This is a genomic window from Collinsella sp. Sow4_E3, from assembly GCF_052116285.1.
Classification (GTDB): Bacteria; Actinomycetota; Coriobacteriia; order Coriobacteriales; family Coriobacteriaceae; genus Collinsella.
Window position 1 is genome coordinate 1 of the sequence record NZ_JBQKLJ010000040.1, and the last position, 3,312, is coordinate 3,312.

Genomic DNA, 3,312 nt, shown 5'->3' on the forward strand with positions numbered 1-3,312 from the left:
GCGGAGGGTGCCGAATGCTCGGCGAGTGCGTGCCATGCTGACCACACTAGTGCACGTTAGATGCACGCGGGGCGAGAGGATCGGATATTTGCGCTCAGTGCGGAGAGGTTCAACTCCTCTCTCGCGCACAATAAGTCGAAGCCCCTGACTAGGTATGTCTCCTAGTCAGGGGCTTTTCGTTGTCTGCATTGGTCCGCAGGAGTGCTCATGAGACCGCATGGGACCGCATCACTAATGCACGCTAGATGCACAACCCACACACTCCTTTTCCCATTTTCCCCTTGCGCACCACCATGTAGGGGTGTAGACTGATGCTATCAGGACAGGGGGAGCGCCCCACCGATCATAGGAGCAGAGATGACCAGCATCACCACCACCGCCGGCACCTACACCATCACCCACCGCGCCGAGAACAGCGCCCTCATCGACATCATCCTCAACAGCCGCACCACCATCGCCTCGGGCATCCCCGCCGCCGACGCCGACGAGAAGATCGCCCGCCACACCGAGCTCGTTGCCTCACGCAAGGCCGTCCGCGAGGCGTGGGAAGCTCGCGGGATCATCATCGTCCGCGACGCCTCCGACATGCCCCGCGCCGCCCGGATGCGTCACATGAACCGCGTCGCCCTGTACCGCACCGCCGACGAGCAGCTCCTCGACCACTACGCCAGCATCGACGAGGTGCCGATGCCCGAGCCCACCACCGAGACTGTCGAGACCGCTGACGCCACCGTCGAAACCGTCGAGGTCGAGGCTGTGCGCGGCACCATCACCGACACCCAGATCGCCACCATCCTCGACCTGATCGCCGACGGCGCCCACGAGGAGGGCGGCTTCTATGCCGGCCCCACCACCGAGGCGGGTGTGCGGGCGATGAGCCGCGACGACGCGGCGACCTACATCACCAGCCTGACCGGGCGCTACTGAGCACCCACGACACGAGAGGACAGATGATGACCACCACATGGAGCGAGATGCGGTCCTACGCCACCGCTACCGCCGACCACACCGCCGCCTCGTACGGCGCGGCCCGCGCCTACTGCGCGGCCCTGTTCGACGGCGACGAGATCGAGACCACCCGGGACATGCTCAACCGCATCCGCCGCGAGCAGCGCGTCGCGTCGCAGGCCCTCACCGAGGCCCGTCAGGCGTACGCCGCCGCCACCGATCTGCTGGACACAGCAGAGGATGAGGGCATGGACCCCCAGCTCGCCGGCGTCATCCGCGCGAGCGTGGAGGGCGAGCTGAGATATCAGCGGGCTCTGTGGGATGTGCTCGACGCCGCGGCTGACCGGATCTGCTCGATCATCGAGCCCGTGGAGGTGTACTGAGATGCAGATCAGCCAGGTCAAGAGCGATGCATACTACCGCGCCAAGGTCGCCCGTCACCTCGCGAGCGTGGGCGCACCCGATGCCGACCCGACGCCGCTGGCCGAGTGGACTGCCGACGTCGACCGGGAGGGGCGGATGCGCCGGTCCGCGATCATCGACCAGACCGGTGCCGTGATCGCTGAGTGTGTGCGGATCGGTGGCGGCATGCGAGTGGGGGCTGACTACCTGACTGATGAGGATGCTGAGCGGTACGGGCTGGAGCGCACCGAGCGGGGGTTGGCGATCGCTCAACTTCGGCGGATGCTGGATCGGCCACTGATCTGCGTGCGTCACTGGGAGGTCGCGTCCGGATCGAGCCCGCGATGATGTCGGGGGCTGAGCTGGCGGCGCTGAGGGCTGTGATGGGGCACTCCCTGGACTCGCTGGCGGCGGCGCTCCAGGTGAATCCTCGGACGGTGCGGTCGTGGGAGTCAGGCAGGGACCGGATCAGCGACCGGGCTGAGGGGCTGATTTGGGGCGAGCTGGCCCGCCATGACGAGGCGGTGGAGCGGATGCTGGACGCTGAGATGCCGATCGCGCTGTCGCGTGGACCTGTGGGGGATCGTCCTCGTGGGTGGTGGGCGGCGGCGGCTGGTCGGGCGATGCTGGCTGATCCTGATATCGAGGTGGAGTGGGCCTACGCCGCACTCCACAACCATGGCTAGATACATCGCCACGCGGGCCTGGCGTGACGCGTCCCGCATTCTCCAACGGCTCGACCACGACCTGGCGCATATGGGCCACGGCTACCTCCTTCGCGGTCGTCCCGTTGTGGACCCGGCGCTAGTGGTCGCAGAAACTGACTCTGGCGAGCCCTCCCCGGTCGCTTTCGGCAAGCCTCGCGCGCTCACAGCCAAACATCTGGCCCGGATTCTCGGCGGAGATCGCCAGCCCAGCGCGCACTCGGTCGACGGCGGCTGGCGCTGGTACCAGGTTTCAATGCCGGATGTCTACGGCTACATCAACGCCTCCTCTCAGAGGCAGGACGCCGTGGGCCACCTGGCGCTCGTGGCCAGCGTTGTCCCCTACTCCCAGCTCACGCTTTCCGAGGCTGTTGGCGTGACGCTCGACATGATGCGCCTCGACCCTCGACCGGAGCTGGGCCACCCGAGCAAAGCCGCAACCGATTGGGCGGAGCACGGCCTCGGCCTGATCGACTGTTGGCAGGCCCGCCAGCTGCGCTACCAAGGCCGCGGACTGGGCGACGTGGAGACCCTGGCGCGCCGGATCGACGCGCTGCGTGTCATGTGCGCCCGATGGCATGTCCATCAGGCCGAGATGGACCTCGCCGCCGCGAAGGACAAGCTCACGGCCCGCTGAACGTCCGGGATTCTGGCCGCGGGGCTCGCGGTTTCAGCCTGTAAAGAACGCCCCCGGCATCAGCCGGGTGCGGCCTTGGGTCTTCCCAGCACCCGCCCGATGTGATGACACACAAATTTGCCCCCCCGACCACAGCGGTCGGGGGGGGCAGATTTGTGTTCGGGGCGGGCTAGGTGGCTCCCTCATCCTCGTCAGCGGCATGGCGGGGGGCCACGCCACTGTCGTCCTGGTAGCGGCGCAGCAGGTACGCCAGCAGCGCCGTACCTGCGGCCTGGATCGCGGACCAGGTCCACACCTCCCACGACGCCAGCCAGTCACGCAGCGACGGGGCCGCGAGCGAGCCGACGAGGGTGGTGAGCACAGCGAGTCCGACAGCGATCGCGAGGCCCTGCCGCAGGGTCTGCCAGCCACGACGGGCGGCGATCGCCGGACGATCCTCGGGAGCGATGCTGATGGGGTTGGGGGTGGTGGTCATGGGAGTCTCCTCAGGCAGTAGGCGTGGACGGCTCGGTGTCGTCCACCGGATCAGGGTCGAGCCACAGGCTCGGGTCGATATGGCCACGGATGCGGTGCGGGACGCGGGGCATCCGGCCCCAGTCAGGGCGGCGGAGCATCCCGACC

At 67.7% G+C, this 3,312-nt stretch carries 6 protein-coding genes; 5 read left to right on the forward strand and 1 reads right to left on the reverse strand.

Annotation, left to right across the window (positions count from 1 at the left end; all coding sequences use genetic code 11):
• Window positions 1-357: 357 nt before the first annotated feature.
• From ACTQ48_RS10895 to ACTQ48_RS10915, 5 genes are all read left to right on the forward strand, one after another.
• Window positions 358-927, forward strand: a complete 570-nt coding sequence (locus ACTQ48_RS10895) for a hypothetical protein (protein ID WP_441570922.1) — start codon at window positions 358-360, stop codon at window positions 925-927.
• Window positions 928-950: 23 nt separating this feature from the next.
• The gene (locus ACTQ48_RS10900; RefSeq protein WP_441570924.1) at window positions 951-1,331 is read left to right on the forward strand and encodes a hypothetical protein; all 381 of its coding nucleotides are present in this window, start codon (window positions 951-953) and stop codon (window positions 1,329-1,331) included.
• A gap of 1 nt (window position 1,332) precedes the next feature.
• On the forward strand, window positions 1,333-1,698 hold the full coding sequence (locus tag ACTQ48_RS10905; RefSeq protein WP_441564085.1) for a hypothetical protein: 366 nt from the start codon (window positions 1,333-1,335) through the stop codon (window positions 1,696-1,698).
• A complete protein-coding gene (locus tag ACTQ48_RS10910) occupies window positions 1,695-2,036 on the forward strand; it encodes a helix-turn-helix domain-containing protein (protein ID WP_441085705.1) in 342 nt (113 codons plus the stop codon). Before ACTQ48_RS10905 ends, ACTQ48_RS10910 begins: the two co-directional genes overlap by 4 nt.
• Before the next feature lie 121 nt (window positions 2,037-2,157).
• Window positions 2,158-2,691 (forward strand): hypothetical protein, encoded by a 534-nt coding sequence (locus ACTQ48_RS10915; RefSeq protein ID WP_441547562.1) that lies wholly within the window; start codon window positions 2,158-2,160, stop codon window positions 2,689-2,691.
• A gap of 169 nt (window positions 2,692-2,860) precedes the next feature.
• Here ACTQ48_RS10915 and ACTQ48_RS10920 read toward each other — a convergent pair whose 3' ends face one another.
• A complete protein-coding gene (locus ACTQ48_RS10920) occupies window positions 2,861-3,166 on the reverse strand; it encodes a hypothetical protein (protein WP_441042439.1) in 306 nt (101 codons plus the stop codon).
• Window positions 3,167-3,312: the final 146 nt, after the last annotated feature.

Coding starts and splice junctions, on each gene's coding strand:
- ACTQ48_RS10895 (WP_441570922.1), top strand. CDS start 358: ATGACCAGCATCACCACCACCGCCGGCACCTACACCATCACCCACCGC.
- ACTQ48_RS10905 (WP_441564085.1), top strand. CDS start 1,333: ATGCAGATCAGCCAGGTCAAGAGCGATGCATACTACCGCGCCAAGGTC.
- ACTQ48_RS10920 (WP_441042439.1), bottom strand. CDS start 3,166: ATGACCACCACCCCCAACCCCATCAGCATCGCTCCCGAGGATCGTCCG.
- ACTQ48_RS10900 (WP_441570924.1), top strand. CDS start 951: ATGATGACCACCACATGGAGCGAGATGCGGTCCTACGCCACCGCTACC.
- ACTQ48_RS10910 (WP_441085705.1), top strand. CDS start 1,695: ATGATGTCGGGGGCTGAGCTGGCGGCGCTGAGGGCTGTGATGGGGCAC.